The organism is Olleya sp. KKT75, from assembly GCF_055635485.1.
The window spans coordinates 195,064-212,391 of record NZ_CM145759.1 but is presented as its reverse complement, the minus strand read 5'-3'; the positions used below and the strand labels follow the sequence as shown (position 1 = coordinate 212,391).

The 17,328-nt window shown below is 31.6% G+C and carries 16 protein-coding genes; all 16 read left to right on the top strand.

The features are described from left to right. Position 1 precedes the first annotated feature (1 nt). The 16 genes from ACZ2G2_RS00985 (at position 2) to ACZ2G2_RS00910 (ending at position 17,305) form a co-directional block, all read left to right on the top strand. The gene (locus tag ACZ2G2_RS00985) at positions 2 to 1,102 is read left to right on the top strand and encodes a glycosyltransferase family 2 protein (protein ID WP_470393496.1); all 1,101 of its coding nucleotides are present in this window, start codon (positions 2 to 4) and stop codon (positions 1,100 to 1,102) included. 22 nt (positions 1,103 to 1,124) lie between these two features. Continuing rightward, positions 1,125 to 1,772 (top strand): class I SAM-dependent methyltransferase, encoded by a 648-nt coding sequence (locus ACZ2G2_RS00980; RefSeq protein WP_470393494.1) that lies wholly within the window; start codon positions 1,125 to 1,127, stop codon positions 1,770 to 1,772. 3 nt (positions 1,773 to 1,775) lie between these two features. Continuing rightward, positions 1,776 to 2,777, top strand: a complete 1,002-nt coding sequence (locus ACZ2G2_RS00975; RefSeq protein ID WP_470393492.1) for an N-acetylneuraminate synthase family protein — start codon at positions 1,776 to 1,778, stop codon at positions 2,775 to 2,777. 1 nt (position 2,778) lies between these two features. Further along, on the top strand, positions 2,779 to 3,939 hold the full coding sequence (gene neuC, locus ACZ2G2_RS00970) for a UDP-N-acetylglucosamine 2-epimerase (protein WP_470393490.1): 1,161 nt from the start codon (positions 2,779 to 2,781) through the stop codon (positions 3,937 to 3,939). Position 3,940: 1 nt separating this feature from the next. Beyond that, positions 3,941 to 4,633, top strand: a complete 693-nt coding sequence (locus ACZ2G2_RS00965; protein WP_470393488.1) for an acylneuraminate cytidylyltransferase family protein — start codon at positions 3,941 to 3,943, stop codon at positions 4,631 to 4,633. Further along, on the top strand, positions 4,630 to 5,583 hold the full coding sequence (locus tag ACZ2G2_RS00960) for an NAD(P)-dependent oxidoreductase (RefSeq protein WP_470393487.1): 954 nt from the start codon (positions 4,630 to 4,632) through the stop codon (positions 5,581 to 5,583). The genes ACZ2G2_RS00965 and ACZ2G2_RS00960 overlap by 4 nt, the downstream gene beginning before the upstream one ends. Next, the gene (locus ACZ2G2_RS00955; RefSeq protein ID WP_470393485.1) at positions 5,571 to 6,965 is read left to right on the top strand and encodes a hypothetical protein; all 1,395 of its coding nucleotides are present in this window, start codon (positions 5,571 to 5,573) and stop codon (positions 6,963 to 6,965) included. Before ACZ2G2_RS00960 ends, ACZ2G2_RS00955 begins: the two co-directional genes overlap by 13 nt. Next, a complete protein-coding gene (locus tag ACZ2G2_RS00950; RefSeq protein WP_470393483.1) occupies positions 6,956 to 8,044 on the top strand; it encodes a glycosyltransferase family 4 protein in 1,089 nt (362 codons plus the stop codon). The genes ACZ2G2_RS00955 and ACZ2G2_RS00950 overlap by 10 nt, the downstream gene beginning before the upstream one ends. Position 8,045: 1 nt before the next feature. Beyond that, on the top strand, positions 8,046 to 9,188 hold the full coding sequence (locus ACZ2G2_RS00945) for a glycosyltransferase family 4 protein (protein WP_470393481.1): 1,143 nt from the start codon (positions 8,046 to 8,048) through the stop codon (positions 9,186 to 9,188). Positions 9,189 to 9,194: 6 nt separating this feature from the next. Then, positions 9,195 to 10,727 carry a glycosyltransferase family 2 protein gene (locus ACZ2G2_RS00940; protein ID WP_101202957.1) on the top strand — a complete coding sequence of 511 codons (1,533 nt, stop codon included), beginning with the start codon at positions 9,195 to 9,197 and terminating at the stop codon, positions 10,725 to 10,727. Positions 10,728 to 10,730: 3 nt separating this feature from the next. Continuing rightward, positions 10,731 to 11,723, top strand: a complete 993-nt coding sequence (locus ACZ2G2_RS00935; RefSeq protein WP_470393479.1) for a glycosyltransferase family 2 protein — start codon at positions 10,731 to 10,733, stop codon at positions 11,721 to 11,723. Next, positions 11,723 to 12,841, top strand: a complete 1,119-nt coding sequence (locus ACZ2G2_RS00930; RefSeq protein ID WP_470393477.1) for a glycosyltransferase — start codon at positions 11,723 to 11,725, stop codon at positions 12,839 to 12,841. Before ACZ2G2_RS00935 ends, ACZ2G2_RS00930 begins: the two co-directional genes overlap by 1 nt. 1 nt (position 12,842) lies before the next feature. After that, positions 12,843 to 13,910 (top strand): glycosyltransferase, encoded by a 1,068-nt coding sequence (locus ACZ2G2_RS00925; protein WP_470393475.1) that lies wholly within the window; start codon positions 12,843 to 12,845, stop codon positions 13,908 to 13,910. Between the two features lie 14 nt (positions 13,911 to 13,924). Further along, positions 13,925 to 14,908, top strand: a complete 984-nt coding sequence (locus ACZ2G2_RS00920; protein ID WP_470393473.1) for a glucosamine inositolphosphorylceramide transferase family protein — start codon at positions 13,925 to 13,927, stop codon at positions 14,906 to 14,908. A gap of 77 nt (positions 14,909 to 14,985) precedes the next feature. Next, positions 14,986 to 16,341 (top strand): O-antigen ligase family protein, encoded by a 1,356-nt coding sequence (locus tag ACZ2G2_RS00915; RefSeq protein WP_470393471.1) that lies wholly within the window; start codon positions 14,986 to 14,988, stop codon positions 16,339 to 16,341. Continuing rightward, positions 16,295 to 17,305 carry a glycosyltransferase family 4 protein gene (locus ACZ2G2_RS00910; protein WP_470393469.1) on the top strand — a complete coding sequence of 337 codons (1,011 nt, stop codon included), beginning with the start codon at positions 16,295 to 16,297 and terminating at the stop codon, positions 17,303 to 17,305. The genes ACZ2G2_RS00915 and ACZ2G2_RS00910 overlap by 47 nt, the downstream gene beginning before the upstream one ends. The last annotated feature ends 23 nt before the right edge of the window (positions 17,306 to 17,328 follow it).

Below are 17,328 nucleotides of genomic sequence, written 5' to 3'. Positions count from 1 at the left end.
GATGAAGATAGATTTTACAATAATTTATGCTTTTAGAAACCGCGATGCAACTCGCGTAAAATACTCTCTATTATCTTTAAAAGAACAAAAAGGTGTTAATTTTGAAGTAATATTTGTAGACTATGGAAGTATAGATTTATACTCAAATCCAATACAACAATTAATTAGTGAATTTGAATTTGTAACCTATCATTATGTTGGACATCAAGGTTTGTTATGGAATAAAAGTAAAGCTGTTAATTATGGTATTAATAAAGCAACTACAGAATATATTTTTATAGCAGATGTGGACGTTATTTTTTCTCCTGTTTTTTCAATAACTATTAAAGACTTATTAGTTGATAACCAGTTCTCTTTATTTAAAATTGGATATTTACCAGAAACGGTAACCCCAAAAGATATTGAGGAATCAAGTTTTGACACCTTAGTACCAAAACATTATGGAGATACTTTTGGAGTTGGTTTATTTACAAAAACAAAGTTAAATGAGGTTGGAGGTTTAGATGAGTTTTTTCATTTTTATGGTTCAGAAGACGAAGATTTAAACAGTAGATTAATAGCTTCAGATTGTAGGTTAAATCGTTGTGATGAAGAAGTTTTACTTCATCAATGGCATGAAAGGTACCCACAAAAATATAATGAAACACTTACAGTTGCACCGCGATTAACAAATGTTCAACGCTTAAATCAAAGGCATTTTTTAAGAAATAAAGAATTAAGAGTTATTAAAAATCATCAAAGACTTTTAGGTAATTACTATTATAAAGACGATTTTAATACCTTAAAAAAAGTAACACAAACCATTGTAATAGACAATGTTAAAGCAAAGGTGATACACTTGTTAAATGTCGAATTACCTTTGGTTACAGATGAAATTGTTAAAATAATTATAGAAGAATCTAATTATTATAATTCTTTAAAGTATACTATTAAAAAACTATTAAAGAAGCAATCGCAAAGCTATTTGTCTCTAAAAGAAGTTAATGACTTAATTTTAGAAAACATTGTGTTTAATTATAGAGATTATAATTATTTTTATGGTGTGTCAGAAAACTTAAAACAAATTACATTTACTATAGATTTAAAAAATCACAATAAATAAGCGTTAGAAATTATAAATAAATATGAAAAATGAAATTGAAATTTTTGAGGACAGATCTGTATTTGGAATAACAAAACTTAATAAATATTTTCCTAAAGTTTCTAACAGTATTGTAAGTGATATTGGTGCAGGTTATGGTCATATGGAAAAGCCTATAACAGAAATTGGAGGTGTATGGCAACCTTTCGATTATATTAAAAAAATGCCTTTTTCAATTATATGGGATCTTAATAATCCAGCACCAAATAATAAAAAAGCAGGAATAGTTATATTGCTTGAGGTTTTAGAGCATTTACCAAATCCATTACTTGCTTTACAGAATATATCTAATCATATGGAAACAGGGGGATACCTTATACTTACAACTCCTAATCCACGAAGTAGTAAAAATATTATTAATTTAATCCTTAAAGGAACATTATATGCTTTTCAAGAAAAACATTTAAAAGAATATCACGTGTTTACACCTTGGGAGCATATCGTTAAGGATTTTTTGAAAACTGCAGGTTTTGAAATTATAGAATATGCTATTGTTGATACTGTTTATCAGAAAAGGAAATATGATAATTATAAAGACAGACTTAAGCGCCTCATGGAGGTTCTTTTTGAGAAAAAAAACGTTAAGTCAATTGGTATGAGTTATGGTTTGGTTGCTAAAAAAATAAAATAATTTATGACATTAATTATTGCAGAAATAGCACAAGCCCACGATGGCAGTTTAGGTATGGCACATGCGTATATCGATGCTGTTGCTAAAACAGGATGTAACGCCATAAAATTTCAAACCCATTTAGCAGAGGCAGAAAGTAGTATTCACGAACCATTTAGAGTTAAGTTTTCTAAGCAAGATGACACAAGAATGGCGTATTGGCAGCGCATGGAGTTTACTTTAGAGCAGTGGCAAGAAATAAAAACACATTGTGATGCAGTTGGATTAGAATTTATTAGTTCTCCTTTTAGTAACGCGGCTGTAGATTTATTGGAAAAAGTTGGTGTTAAGCGCTATAAGGTTGGCTCAGGAGAGGTTAATAATTTTGTGTTGCTTGAAAAAATTGCACAAACAGGTAAACCTGTTATCCTTTCGTCAGGAATGAGCTCATTAGAAGAGTTAGATAAAACAATAGCTTTTTTGAAAACTAGAAAAGTAGATTATTCTATTTTGCAGTGTACAACCGCATACCCGACAACAGCAAAACAGTTTGGGTTAAATGTGATTTCGGAATTAAAAGAAAGATACAATGTTACTATCGGTTTTTCAGACCATTCGTCCTCTATTGAAGCTTGTATAGCAGCTACAGCTCTTGGTGCCGAAATATTAGAGTTTCATGTGGTGTTTAACAAAGAGATGTTTGGTCCGGATGCTAAAGCGTCTTTAACATTGGATGAGACTAGTAGTTTGGTAAAAGCTGTTCATAATATTTCAATTGCGCTTCAAAACCCTATAGATAAGTCTGATAATTCAGATTTTGAAAAGTTAAAGTCCATTTTTGAAAAATCTTTAGCCATTAATAAAAATTTAAAAGCAGGAGATACCATTAGTTTTTCTGACTTAGAGACCAAAAAACCTAAAGGATTTGGTATATTGGCTAGTGAATATGAAAAAGTAATAGGCAGAAAATTAAATAGAGATATGTCTCAATGGGAATTTTTAAATGAAGAAGATTTAACGGATTAATATGTCAATAAAAAAAATATGTGTTGTAGTTACAGCACGTCCATCTTACAGTAGAATAAAAACAGCTTTAACAGCTATTAAAAATCATCCAAATTTAGAGCTACAATTAGTTATTGCAGGGTCCGCTTTGTTAGGACGTTATGGAAACGCTGTTGAGGTTATAGAAAAAGATGGGTTTACAATTGTTGAGAAAGTATTTATGGTTTTGGAGGGAGAAAATCCAACCTCTATGGCTAAAACAACTGGTTTAGGCGTTATGGAATTGGCAAATGTGTTTTACCGTTTAAAACCCGATGCAGTAATTACAATTGCTGACAGATTTGAGACTATTGCAACAAGTATAGCTGCATCGTATCAAAATATTCCATTAATTCATATACAAGGTGGTGAGGTAACAGGAAATATTGACGAAAAAGTACGTCATGCAAACACAAAGCTAGCAGATTTACATTTGGTAGCTTCTGAAGATGCGAAACAACGTGTATTGAAAATGGGAGAAGATCCTAATATGGTTTTTAATACAGGGTGTCCGTCTATTGATTTGGCCAATCAAATAAAAAGTAATTCAGCATTAGATTTTGATCCTATTTTAAAATATGGAGGTGTTGGTGCTGAAGTTAATTGGCAAGAAGAAGGTTATATTGTGGTAATGCAACACCCGGTTACTACAGAATATGCATCCGCGCGAAAAGATGTTGAAGCTACTTTAAATGCTGTACATGAGCTAAATATACCAACGTTTTGGTTTTGGCCAAATGTTGATGCGGGTTCAGACGGAACTTCGGGAGGGATTAGAGCATTCAGAGAAAATAGCAAGCCAAAAAACATCCATTTTTTTAAAAATATGGAGCCTAATGACTTTTTAAAATTATTAGTAAATAGCAAATGCTTGATAGGTAACTCTAGTGTAGGTGTTAGAGAGTGTTCGTATTTGGCAGTACCGGTAGTAAATATTGGAACACGACAACATAAAAGACAGCGCGGTAATAATATAATTGATGTATCTTACAATAAGGACGCTATAAAAAAGGCAATATTAGAGCGTATATCAAATACGACTATTACTTCAGAATCTATTTATGGTGACGGAGATGCTGGAACTAAGATTGCAGAGGTCTTGGCTAATGTGTCTTTAGGTTTTCATAAAACAATAACTTATTAATATGCGTATTCTTGGTATTATTCCTGCTAGGGGAGGCTCTAAAGGGGTTTCTAGAAAAAATGTCAGGTTGGTAGATGGGCAGCCACTTATCTCTTACACTATACAAAAGGCGAAGGAGTCCAAATTATTGACTGATATATTTGTATCTACGGATTGTGATGAGATTATTGCAGTCGCAAATAAGTACCAATGCCAAAGTTTAAAAAGAAGTAGAGATAATGCTAAGGATACTTCAAAAATTGAAGACGCTATTATTGAGGTATTGACATCTTTAAAGACAAAATATGACCTTATTGTGCTGCTTCAACCTACAGCTCCGATAAGAGAAAGTGAAGATATTGATAATGTAATTCAGATGTTTTTAGAAGATACTAATTTGGAATGTGTAGTTTCTGTAATTGCATTAGAAGATATCCATCCTGCAAGAATGTATCATGTTAACGACAACAAAATAATGTCCTCTTTAGATGAAAAATCAGAAAGTAAAAGAAGACAAGATTTAAAGCCAGTATTTTTAAGAAATGGAGCAATTTATGCAGTGAAAAGAACTACTTTTCTTAAAGAGAAAAAAATAATACTACCTAGTAAAAAAGCATATGTTATGCCTGAATCTAAATGGGCTAATGTTGATACGGAACGTGATTTATTAATTACTGAAGTGCTAATAAAAGAATGGAAAAAAGGTGTGTTATGAGTGCTTTAAAAACAATTATATCTGGGATAGGTGCACTTTCTTTAGAAAATGAGATAGCTTTAGGTGAAATATCATCATTTGAGTATCAAAAAATAGCTACAGATTTAGAACTAAAAAAAGCATTGCAAGATTGTGATGTTTTTTGGTTTAGATTAAATCACAAATTAACAAACACTATTTTAAATAAAGTGAGATGTAAGTATATTTTGTGTGCAGCCACAGGGCTAGACCATATAGATTTAGAAGCATGTGCCTCAAATAATATAAAGGTTATTAGTTTAAAAGGAGAATTTGAGTTTTTAAAAGAGGTGAGAGCAACAGCAGAACATACATTGAGCTTGTTGTTAACACTGATAAGAAAATCTAAAAATGCTTTTCAACATACGGAGGGAGGAGATTGGAATCGATATTTGTTTAAAGGGACCGAACTGTATAAAAAGAAGGTAGGTGTGTTAGGTCTAGGTCGGTTAGGCAAAATTATGGCTGATTATTATGCTGTTTTAGGTATGGAGGTGTTTTATTATGACACTGCAAATCAACCAGAATATAGTGTTAAATATAATAAAGTAAATACTATGGAAGCTCTTCTGTCTATTGTAGATGTTCTTTCTATACATCTACCATATAATAAAAACACTCATTTTATATTAAATAAAAATAATCTTTATTTGTTAAAAGAAACATCTGTAATTGTAAATACGGCTCGTGGCGGTTTAGTAAATGAAAATGATCTATTAAAATTGTTAACAGAAAAAAAAATAGATGGATATGCAACAGATGTGTTATGGGGTGAGCCAGACATTAAAAATCATCCATTAATTACTTATGCTAGATTAAATGATAATGTAATTATTACTCCACATATTGGAGGGAATACATTTGAATCTATCGAGAAAACAGAAACATTTATTCTAGATAAATTAATCAAAATCATAAAATGGAAAAGATAGGGGTTGTAATTGCCGATGGCGTTGGATATAGAAATTTTATTATGAGTGAATTTATTCATGAATTAATAAATAAATATGATGAAGTTATTATTTATTCTGGATTGATTGAGGAGGTTTATGATAAAGAATTATTGGAAAAAGTGTCTTTTTATGAATTGGATATTTACAAAGAATCCATAGTTTCTTGGTTTTTTAGAAAACTGAAAGAAGTGGCTCATATGCGTAAACATATTTCTTTTTTTGGTATTAAAACAAGTTATAATAATGGAAAAGTATCCAAGATTAAATCAAAAAGACATTTTTTAATAAAGATTATATACGCCATAACTAACGTTTTTTATTCTGAAGCAAATATTAAGTTTTATGAAAAAAGACAGTTTAAAAGTTTTAAAAACGAAAAGACTTATAAAAAATATTTAACTACATTAACTAAAACAAATCCAGACAGTTTGTTTTTCACACATCAAAGACCTTATAATCTAGCGCCACTATTAGCAGCTTCTAAAGTGTTGAATATTAAAACTTCAAGTTTTATATTTAGTTGGGATAATTTGGCGTCAAAAGGACGGATGTTAGGTGAGTTTGATGGATATATGGTTTGGAGTGATTTAATGAAAAAAGAATTATTGCATTTTTATCCAAATACAATAGAAGAAAATGTACACGTTATGGGGACACCGCAATTTGAGCCCTATGTTATGGAAAAGTATGATGTTTCAAAAGAAGAATTATTTAAGAGCTTAGGATTAGATTTAAGTAAGAAGACTGTTTATTATAGTTGTGGTGATGTGTCGACGAGTCAACTTGATCCATTTTATATAGAGAAAATAGCACGATTTATTGAAAATAAAAATATAATAGACGTAAATTTTGTTGTAAGAACATCTCCAGCAGAAGATGAATCACGTTTTATTGAAATAAAGAAGAAATACCATAATATCGTATGGAATTTTCCTAATTGGGAATTAACTAGGACTAATCATACAGAAACATGGTCTCAGAGAGTTCCTAGTGTTGATGACATTATAACACTAAAAGGCTTATTAAAATATTCAGATGTTAACATAAATATGTGTTCTACTATGTCATTGGATATCATGTTATTTGATAAACCTGTTATTAATGCTGTTTACGGTAATAAAGAAAATGGATTGTATAACGATCAAAAATACCTAAACTATGTTCATTTTGATAAAGTTGTTAAGTCAAAAGCAGTAATAGTTGTAAGAAATGATGATGATTTTATTGAGGCCATAAATAATTCTTTATCAAATCCATCGGAATTCCAAAAAGAAAGAGCAAATATTTTGGACATCCAAATTGGAGTACCGCTGAAAGGCACTAGTAAACGTATGGCTGAAACACTGTTGGAATGGTCGTAAAACAACACATAGCGGTGATCTGTAATTATAAATTACTTGAAAATCGTGTTGGAGGTATGGATTATTTTTTCTGGACCTTTAATAAAAAATGTTTAGAGCAAAATATAAAAGTAGATTGGTTTTTTCCAAATACAGCAACACATGGAGATTATAGCACGTTTAATAGTATTATTGCTGAGAGTGTATCTATAGAAAATAATTTTATTAATCATATACATAGTAACACTGTAAATTATACCCATGTTATTACTCATTTTGTTGAATTGTGTACGCCGTTCTTCAAAATTGTAAAAAAGAAATTAAACACCAAAATTATTGCGGTAGATCATAATCCAAGACCTTTAAAGGGGTACCCATTAATTAAAAGAATTAAAAAGAAAATAAAAGGGCGTTTGTATGCCAAATATACAGATCAATTTATAGGAGTTTCGGACTATACAAGTGCGGCCATTTTAAATGATTTTGGAGGCTTTTTAAAACCAAAAATAAAAACAATTTATAATGGTGTTTTAATAAAAGACATTGTGCCAAAAACGAAAGAAAGAGCAAAAAGGAATCCTAAGTTTTTAGTTGTGTCTCATTTACGATTTTCAAAAGGGATTCAAGATTTAATTCTAGCAGTAAGTGCATTGCCGGCTATTTTGAAAGACAATCTTTGTATCGATATTTTTGGAGATGGACCTTATAAAAAAGCACTTCATGATTTAGTCATTTTTTATAATCTAGAACACGTATTTAGCTTTAAAGGAAGTAGTGCAACATTAGGTACAACATATCAACATTATGATTATATGATTCAGCCAACGCACATGGAGTGTTTTAGCTTATCTATTTTAGAAAGTTTAGCAGCTAATATTCCAGTTATTACAACACCAGTTGGCGGTAATGAGGAAGTAGTAATACATAACAAGAACGGTTTTATTTTTAAAACTAAAGATATAATTGCTTTAACAACTCTTTTACAGTGCATTATTACTGGTGAAAAGGAAATTAGAGAAAATACAAGAACATTAATCGAGGAGCATTTTTCTATTGGCAAAATGGTAGAGAAGCATTTAGAATTAATAAATATTACATAACGTGAAAATAGCATTTTTAACACCAGAATATCCACATGAGCGTATCGGTCATTCTGGCGGTATTGGTACTAGTATAAAACATCTTGCTGTTGCTTTACAAAAACAAGGTCATGAGGTGTCTTTGCTTATTTATGGTCAGGAAGAAGATGCTGTTTTTGAAGCTGATAATATTCAATTTTATAAAATTAAGAACCCTAAATTAAAAGGGTTGTCATGGCTTTTAACTCGTAAAAAAATTCAAAAACTTATAAATACTTTATACAAATTAGGTAAAATAGATATTGTTGAGGCAACAGATTGGACCGGAATTACTTCATTTATAAGACCATCTTGTCCTATTGTTATTAGGCTGCATGGTTCAGATACTTATTTCTGTCATTTAGATCACAGAAAGGTTAAAGCGGTAAATAAATACCACGAGAAAAAAGGCTTAAAAAATGTTGATGGAATTATTTCGGTTAGTCAGTTTACAGGAGTATTAACCAATAAACTATTTGGTTTACATCGTGATTTCACGGTTATTCATAACGGTATTAATCTCGAATTATTTATACCTAAAAAAAATACTAATACTGATCAAACCATATTATATTTCGGAACATTAATAAGAAAAAAAGGGCTTCTAGAATTACCTTATATTTTTAATCTAGTAAATAAAAAATATCCTGAAGCAAAATTAGTTTTAGTAGGCAAAGATAGTCCAGATATAAAAACACAATCAAAATCGACTTGGCAATTAATGCAGCCTTTGTTTACGGAATCGGCTTTGAAACAAGTAATGTATATTGGGGCAGTACCTTATGCAGATATGAGACGCCACATTCAGGTTGCTACACTTTGTGTGTTTCCGACATTTGCGGAAGCACTTCCAGTATCTTGGTTGGAAGCAATGGCATTAGAAAAACCAATAGTCGCCTCAAATGTGGGTTGGGCTAAAGAGATAGTTGATGATGGTAAAGATGGATTTTTAGTCCATCCAAAGGAGCACGAGGCTTATGCTAACAAAATTAGTGCTATTTTGAAGGACGCCAGATTAAAAGAGACTTTAGCTAAAGCAGCTAGAGCAAAAATAATTTCAAAATTTAGTTCAACGCTTATTGCGGAGCAATCTGTTCAATTTTACAGTAAGTTTATAAAAGAATAATTTTAAATGAATTTTACAGAATATATAGCTTCTAATGGAAGTGTTATTTTATATGTTGGTAACCCTGATGTGTTACAACTTGATGATTTGGCTAAAGGTGAAGGTGATATTTGGCATAGTAGCTTAGATCAAGGTTTTGCTAATATATTTCCAGATATAGTTTATCAAACGGTAACTTACTTTTGGTACGCTAGTGATTTTAATAACTTAGATAAAGCAGTGAGTTGGAGAGTAAATCCAAGTCAATTTGCAATAAGAAAGGACACATGGAATGCTTTGGGTGGTTTTGATAATGATTATGGTAACCTCCAAACAGCAGCTTTAGATTTTGCATTTAATGGGTTACGTTATCAAGGTGCTGTACCGCTGTATATAAAAGGTTTATTTCCCGATGTAATGGAAGATATTACCATATCTAAAAAAGAAGTTTACACATTTTATTTTAAGAGTTTTAAGCGCTCACACGCTATTTATATGTTGTTTAGAAAAGGGTTTTGGAAACCTAGTGAGTTAAGGGCTTATCATTATGCTAAGCAATTTAAATTGAATCCAAGAAAAAATGTGGTTGCGCCCAGACAGCTTAATGCTATAACAGGTAAACCAACAGTTAGTTACATTATACCCACAATGTTGCGACAAGATTTTACTTTAAACCTATTAAACGATTTAGAACATCAAACCTATAAGCCTAGTGAAGTTATTGTTGTTGATGCTACACCAGAGGTATCTAGGGATTATACTTTATATAACGAAAACAACTATTCATTTAAAGTGGTTTTTAAATGGCAAACAAGTAAAGGAAGTTGTCGCGCACGAAATGAAGCTATAGATTTATGTACTAGTGATTATATTGTTTTTGGAGATGATGATGTCAGATTACAACCAGAGTTTATAGAGAACCATATTAGATTATTGCAAACGTACAATGCGGAGGCTTGTAACGGACTAGATATAAGGGCGGATCACCAGAAACAAACTTTGCAGGATTTAGATGTTAAATTAAAAGCTTTTGATGCAGAACGCTGGAAGGTTGGAGCAGCACAATCTTTTAGTAATGCAAATTCTTGTGTTTCTAAACGTGTAGTTGACACGCTTATTGGTAACGATATTAATTATGATGGCGGTTATGGTGAGGATAGTGATTTTGGGTTAGCAATTACTAAACTTGGCGTGACCGTTTTACACAACCCTTTTTCAGTTAATTTACATTTAAAACCACCAATTGGTGGCTATCGCTTTTGGGGTAGTCAGGCAAAAGTAGTAGGTAAAAAACGGAAACAACAGCCTTGGGAATTAGATACGCCAATCAAGAAGATATTACCAAAACCAAGTCCAACAATTATGTATCAACTCCACAAACATTTTACGGTGCGACAACGTAGAGAATATAAAATTAAGTATTTTGTTTTTTATTTTACGAAAGCCAAACTTATCGAATGGCCCATTCGTTTAGTGAAATTACCACTACGGTTACTACAGTTTAATAAATCTGTGTTTTATGCCAAAAAACTAATAGCCTTAGGGACTCGAACAAAATAAAAAATGAAATTTTCGTTAATCATTTGCACTTACATGCGTCCAGAACCACTTTTAAAGCTATTAAAGTCGGTTAGGGAACAAACGTTATATCCAAATACTATTATAATTGTGGATGGCTCACTGGATACTAAAACAGAGCTTGTATTGGTTGATAATACATTTAGCAATCTGTATTATCATAAAGTTGATGAATCTAATCGTGGACTAACAAAACAGCGTAACTTTGGGATAAATTTAGTAGATGATAAGACAGAGGTAATCTGTTTTCTTGACGATGATACCATTTTAAAACCAAATTACTTTGAAGTCCTATTAAATACTTATGCAGAAAAACCTGATGCATTGGCAATAGGTGGCTATATTGTAAATGAAGTAAGTTGGCAAAAACAAACAACAAACAATGATGTTAATTACTTTTATTTTGATGGGTGGCAACGTAAGGAACCTCTGCGTTTTAAAATAAGACACTTGTTTGGTGTGTTGCCGGATGTGCCTCCTGGTTTTATGCCTAGTTTTTCAAATGGAAGATCGGTTAGTTTTTTACCACCTTCCGGAAAAGTATATCCTGTTGAACAAATTATGGGAGGTGTTTCGTCTTATAAAAAGGAAGTGTTTGATATTTTAAATTTTTCAACTTATTTTGAAGGTTATGGGTTATATGAAGATGCTGATTTTTCTTTGCGTTTAGCTAAACAAGGCACACTTTATATAAATACAGCAGCACAACTAGAACATTTTCATGAAGCATCTGGCAGACCAAATAAATTCCATTATGGTAAAATGGTTATTAGAAACGGTTGGTATGTTTGGCGTGTAAAATATGATAATCCAACCTTAAAAGCGAGGTTTAAATGGCATTTAACCGCTATATTACTAACTAAGGTAAGATTACTTAATGTTATTACAACAGCTAATAGAAAGGAAGCGTTTACTGAAAGCTTAGGTAGAATTGTAGGCTGGTTCTCTTTATTTTTCAATCCTCCAAAACATAAATAATGCGTTTTTTAATAATAAGTCATGTCTTACACAAATCAAATGGCCTAAAATGGTATGCTTACGCACCCTATGTGCGCGAGATGAATTTGTGGTTGAATCATGTGGATGAGGTTGAGATTGTTGCTCCGGTAACTAGTATGTCCCTTTCCGAGATAGACATAGCTTATAGTCATGATCATATTACATTAACTCAGATACCTGCAATAGCCTTTATTAATATTAGTCTTGGAATAAAGTCATTATTGGCATTGCCATATATTTTTTTAAAACTTTGGAAAGCTTGTAAGCGTGCAGATCATATTCATTTAAGATGTCCTGGTAATATAGGGTTATTAGGGAGTTTGATACAGTTTTTTTTTCCAAATAAGGTGAAAACTGCAAAATATGCAGGTAATTGGGATCCAAATGCAAAACAGCCTTTAAGTTATCGTCTTCAAAAAACGATTTTGAGTAATACAAAATACACAAAAAAGATGACTGCTCTAGTATATGGTGAGTGGCCCAATCAAACTAAAAACATTAAATCATTTTTTACAGCAACTTATAGAAATCAAGATCGGGTAGTACCTGTTATTCGTGATTATACAAAAGCGTTAGATTTTGTGTTTGTAGGGAGCCTGGTATCTGGTAAACGTCCGTTATTAGCTATTCAAATTGTGGAGCAATTATTAAGTCGAGGTGTTACATGTAATTTGCAATTATTTGGAGATGGTGTTTTAAAATCGAAATTGCAACAGTATATAGATGATAAACAGCTAGAGGACTCTATTGTTCTGCATGGTAATAAAACTAGTGAAACAGTAAAAATAGCGTTACAATCTGCTCATTTTACAATACTAGCTTCTAAGTCCGAAGGTTGGCCCAAAGCCTTGGCAGAAGCTATGTTTTTTGGCGTCATACCTATTGCAACGTCTATATCTTGTGTGCCAAATATGTTAGACTATGGTAAACGAGGTATACTCATAGCGCCTAATTTAGAAGAGGCGGTATCCAAAATAGTACTAGCTTTAGAATCTAAACAAGCATTAGTGTCGGTGTCTAGATTGGCGTCGGATTGGTCACAACATTATACTTTAGATGTATTTGAAAGTGAAATTAAAAAACTATTAAAGTCTTAAGATGAGAGTATTGCAACTTATAGATAGTCTAGAAGCAGGAGGTGCAGAGCGGGTGGCTGTTAATTATGCAAATGGTCTGATTAGTCAAGTAGACGGTAGTTATTTGTGTGTGACTAGAGCAGAAGGTCTTTTAAAAGCTAGTGTAAACAAGGCGGTTGGTTATTTGTTTTTAAATAAAAAAGCAACAATAGATGTTTCGGCGATTTGGCGATTGTATCGTTTTATAAAAAAAGAAAACATAACAGTAATACACGCACATTCGTCGTCTTATTTTTTAGCTACGCTGATTACTATTTTAAATCCTAAATTAAAATTGGTGTGGCATGATCACTATGGTAAAAGTGAATTTTTAGAGCAACGTCCTAAACGTATTCTGCAATACTGCTCTAAATATTTTGATCACATATTTAGTGTCAATTCCAAATTAAAAGATTGGGCATCATCACAATTAAAAGCAAAAACAGTTAGTTATTTACCTAATTATGCTGTGGTTGGAGATACAGTATTGTCTACACGATTAAAAGGTACAGAAGGCAAGCGTATTGTTTGTTTGGCAAATTTAAGACCGCAAAAGGATCATATAAATTTACTTAAAGCATTTAAATTAGTAGCTAAAAATAATCCAGAATGGACCTTGCATTTGGTAGGTAAAGATTTTGAGGATGATTATTCTAAGCAAGTGTTTGAATATATTAAAAGCGAAACATTGGAGGATCATGTCTTTTTTTATGGGAGTTGTGCAGATGTTTCTGCAATACTTTTAGCTTGCGATATTGGGGTTTTATCATCTCAGTCAGAAGGCTTACCTTTGGCTTTATTAGAATATGGTTTGGCTAATTTAGCTGTAGTATGTACTAATGTTGGCGAGTGCTCAGCGGTAGTAGAAAATGATATTTCTGGTTTTATTGTAAGACATGGTGATTCCGTTATTTTATCCTCTAAGTTAATTGAGTTAGTTAAATCAGATATGTTAAAAAAAACGTTCAGTACGAAACTTGTTTATAAAGTGAATAAATATTATTCGGAATCTTCAATATTATTCAAGCTGTTTAATGTTTACAATTCATAACGATTAGATTAATTATGAAAAAATTACTATTTCTTTTAATAGCTCTATTTTTAGTTTTATACTTTTTTAATAGTAGATATCCTTTTTGGACAAATAGGGCAGGAGGTTGGACAGTAGGTTTTAATACTGTTAATTCTATTGACCGAAAAATGAAGGTTTCAGATTCTAATTTTGTTACTAGTAAGTCTTTAAATACTTTGAATACCAAAGAACAATCTATATTTCTTGCCGACCCTTTTTATATTATAGAAAAAGATACTACCTATTTATTCGTGGAAAATTTATTATCGACTAGTACCGATGCACGTATTGATGTTTTTACTTCTTCAGATAATATTAATTTTGATTATAAAGGGATTGCATTAGATGAGGATTTTCATTTGTCATACCCACAAGTTTTTAAGTATGATAATCAGTTTTATATGATACCAGAAACTAAACAAGCAGATAATGTTCTGCTATATTCCACTGAGAATTTTCCTTTTGATTGGAAGGTTATTGATACTTTGATAAAAAATGTTAATTATAAAGATCCAACGATTTTAATTAAAAATGAAAAATTTTATTTATTTACAGTAGATGATGATTTGGAGTTGTATGTTTATACTTCTAATGATGTAAATGGACCGTGGCTAATTAATAAAAATCACACTAAAATAAAAGGGAATGAGTCTAGACCCGGAGGTCGTGTATTCGAATATGATAATAAAATTTATTTACCTATGCAAAACTTGTCAGAAGGTTACGGTACAGGTGTTTCTTTGTATTCTATAGTCATTACTGGTGACAGGATAGATTTAATAAAAACTCATCCCATGTTTTTGTCTAAAGAGAAAAAAATAGATGTTTTTAATAAAGGGATGCATCATGTCGATATACAAATGATAAATGGTAGTTTTTTAGTTTTTTATGACGGTCAGAGTAAAGCTATGGAAAGGGATTTTAATTGGAAACGCACAATAAAATATAATTTAATTGATTTTAATTTGTGGCAATAGAATTTTGAGTTGATTTGAATTAGTAGGTTTGAAAATTAAATATTCTTTATTTTAAAAAGTTAAGTGATATAATTTTAATGCAAAAAAAATATATAAAATTAATAGGGTTGCATGTTTTATTAGGCGCATTGGTTTATTTCTCAAAATCATTTGGAGACTTTTATTTTATATGTGTTTTTGCTTATTTTTTTATTAGAATAATTAGTGCTAAACCGCAAGTAAAAGCTTTTGAAATTATTAGAGCTTGTTCCTACGTATTAGGGGTTGAGGTTATCTTACGTATGACAGATAGTGGTCCTTTTTATGAAGCTAGTAAGTATCTTGTGATACTATTTTCCGTTATGGGCTTGTTTTATAATGGTTTTAATAAAAAAGCGACGTCTTATTTATTGTATATCGTGCTTTTAATTCCTGCGGTGTATGTGTCGTTGTACCTTTTGGATATTGGAGTAAATATCAAGAAAGCAATAGCTTTTAATTTGAGTGGGCCTGTTTGTTTGGGTATCTCAGCTTTATTTTGTTATAGTGTTCGCGTTACTAAAAAACAGTTAGAGTCTATTGTTAATTGTATTATTTTCCCTTTAGTTACTACCTTAACTTATGTGATAATGTATAACCCCGATGTATCTGTAATATCTACAAGTACTGGATCTAATTTTGAGGCATCTGGAGGGTTTGGTCCAAACCAAGTTGCTACAGTTTTAAGCTTAGGTTTTTTTTTATTGACGGTTCGTTTTTTTTATTTTAGTAAAACTAAGGTATTACGATATTTAGATTTATTGCTTATTTTATTGTTTGCTTTTAGAGCTATTGTTACGTTTAGTCGTGGAGGTGTATTGACTGCTATAATAATGATTGGTGCTTTTGTATTTGTATTGTATCGCAGTACTGACAGGCTCAATAAAAACAGGATGTTATTGTCTGTTTTTATTTTTTTATGTGTGGGAATCGCGACATGGGCTATTTCTGCAAGTCAGACTAATGGATTGATTGAGAAACGTTATGCAAATCAGAATGCTTTAGGGCAGGTAAAGCAAGATATGACAACGGGAAGAAAATTTTTATTTGAAACAGAATTTGAAGAGTTTATTGCAAATCCTTTTTTAGGCGTTGGTGTTGGTCGCGTAATGGATTTAAGGTTTCAGAAAACGGGTGTTCATTTAGCTTCTCATAATGAAATGAGTCGTCTTTTGTCCGAGCATGGGCTATTTGGTCTTCTAGCCTTTTCTATACTATTAATTGTGCCATTATTGTTTAGAATAGGAAACCGTAGTAATGTGTTATTCTTTTCTTTTTATTTATTTTGGCTACTAACTATTAACCATTCGGCCATGCGTATTGCTGCGCCAGCTTTTATTTATGCATTAAGTTTATTACATATTATTGATGACAAACCTAGTTTACATAGGAAACAAATTAACCAACACGGGTAAAACAGCCACGACTATTGATACTTTAGGCAAGGGTTTGGAAGACGCTGGTTTTAAAGTGTCTTATGCGTCTAGTTATACCAATATTGTATTCCGGTTTATAGATATGCTTTGGACGGTTTTTAAGCATCGTAAAGCCACGGATTACGTATTGATTGATACCTATAGCACATTAAACTTTTATTATGCTTATGGGGTCAGTCAGCTATGTCGTATGTTAAAACTAAAGTACATTCCTATTTTACATGGCGGTAATTTGTCTAATAGATTGAAAAATAATCCAAAATTAAGTGCTTCTATATTTAACAATGCCTACGTAAATAGTGCGCCTTCTAATTTTTTAAAGATTCAGTTTAAAAACCATGGTTTTACTAATGTTACAGTAATTCCTAATAGTATTGCCATCCAACAGTATCCGTTTAAACAGCGTACAATTGATCACGTCCGTTTGCTTTGGGTGCGTTCTTTTTCAGAATTATATAATCCTAAATTAGCTGTTTCCATTTTACATGCCCTAAAATTAAAGGGTGTTGATGCTACGCTTTGCATGATTGGACCAGATAATGATGGTAGCTTAAATACAACACAAGCCTATGCTAAAAGCTTGGGGGTGTCTGTGGATTTTCCTGGTAAATTAAGTAAAGCAGACTGGATAGCACGTGCAAAGGATTATAATGTGTTTATTAATACGACTAATTTTGATAATACTCCTGTTAGTGTTATTGAAGCAATGGCATTAGGATTACCAATAGTTTCTACTAATGTTGGCGGTTTACCTTATTTAATAGCGGATTCTAAAAATGGCGTATTGGTTGCTCCAGAAGCTATAGATGCTTTTGTTACTGCTATTTTAGATTATAAAGACAAGCCTGAATTTTCACAGTCTGTTGTAAAACAAGCTAGATCCACTGCAGAATCTTTTGATTGGGAGGTTGTAAAACAACAGTGGTTGCTTACTTTAAAGTAAAAGACTTGCATTAATCCAATTAC

Bases quoted from the DNA above. Each gene is read 5' to 3' on its own strand.
- ACZ2G2_RS00935 (WP_470393479.1), top strand. From the start codon at position 10,731: ATGAAATTTTCGTTAATCATTTGCACTTACATGCGTCCAGAACCACTT.
- ACZ2G2_RS00940 (WP_101202957.1), top strand. From the start codon at position 9,195: ATGAATTTTACAGAATATATAGCTTCTAATGGAAGTGTTATTTTATAT.
- ACZ2G2_RS00975 (WP_470393492.1), top strand. From the start codon at position 1,776: ATGACATTAATTATTGCAGAAATAGCACAAGCCCACGATGGCAGTTTA.
- ACZ2G2_RS00910 (WP_470393469.1), top strand. From the start codon at position 16,295: ATGACAAACCTAGTTTACATAGGAAACAAATTAACCAACACGGGTAAA.
- ACZ2G2_RS00955 (WP_470393485.1), top strand. From the start codon at position 5,571: ATGGAAAAGATAGGGGTTGTAATTGCCGATGGCGTTGGATATAGAAAT.
- ACZ2G2_RS00985 (WP_470393496.1), top strand. From the start codon at position 2: ATGAAGATAGATTTTACAATAATTTATGCTTTTAGAAACCGCGATGCA.
- ACZ2G2_RS00920 (WP_470393473.1), top strand. From the start codon at position 13,925: ATGAAAAAATTACTATTTCTTTTAATAGCTCTATTTTTAGTTTTATAC.
- ACZ2G2_RS00960 (WP_470393487.1), top strand. From the start codon at position 4,630: ATGAGTGCTTTAAAAACAATTATATCTGGGATAGGTGCACTTTCTTTA.
- ACZ2G2_RS00915 (WP_470393471.1), top strand. From the start codon at position 14,986: ATGCAAAAAAAATATATAAAATTAATAGGGTTGCATGTTTTATTAGGC.
- ACZ2G2_RS00980 (WP_470393494.1), top strand. From the start codon at position 1,125: ATGAAAAATGAAATTGAAATTTTTGAGGACAGATCTGTATTTGGAATA.
- ACZ2G2_RS00925 (WP_470393475.1), top strand. From the start codon at position 12,843: ATGAGAGTATTGCAACTTATAGATAGTCTAGAAGCAGGAGGTGCAGAG.
- ACZ2G2_RS00950 (WP_470393483.1), top strand. From the start codon at position 6,956: ATGGTCGTAAAACAACACATAGCGGTGATCTGTAATTATAAATTACTT.
- ACZ2G2_RS00965 (WP_470393488.1), top strand. From the start codon at position 3,941: ATGCGTATTCTTGGTATTATTCCTGCTAGGGGAGGCTCTAAAGGGGTT.
- ACZ2G2_RS00930 (WP_470393477.1), top strand. From the start codon at position 11,723: ATGCGTTTTTTAATAATAAGTCATGTCTTACACAAATCAAATGGCCTA.
- neuC (WP_470393490.1), top strand. From the start codon at position 2,779: ATGTCAATAAAAAAAATATGTGTTGTAGTTACAGCACGTCCATCTTAC.